General features: G+C 69.3%; 1 protein-coding gene. It reads left to right on the forward strand.

All coding sequences use genetic code 11. The annotated features are described in order from the left end of the window. Positions 1–264 (forward strand): hypothetical protein (locus tag H6A60_RS13260; protein ID WP_239477756.1); only part of this gene is annotated, 264 nt, incomplete at both ends.

The following is a 264-nucleotide window of genomic DNA, read 5'->3' on the forward strand; positions in this document are numbered from 1 at the left end:
CACCTACATCGGTCGCACTGGCCTGACCGATGATGACGGCAACCGGCTGCTCGTCGATTGGCGCTCGCCCGCCGCAGAGCCCTTCTTCGCCGCCACTCACGCGAATCCGCTGGGCCTGGCGAGCCGACGCCGCTACCGCTGGACGCTCGGGCGCATCAGCGACTACTGGGACGAGGCCTTCACCGACGACGGCCTTCAGAGCAGTGCTGCGCTCGACGATCAGTCGGCTTTCATCGCGAGCCTCGGCGGCAGCCGCTCGGGGCG

Source organism: Sutterella massiliensis (assembly GCF_016899755.1).
Lineage (GTDB): Bacteria > Pseudomonadota > Gammaproteobacteria > Burkholderiales > Burkholderiaceae_F > Sutterella > Sutterella massiliensis.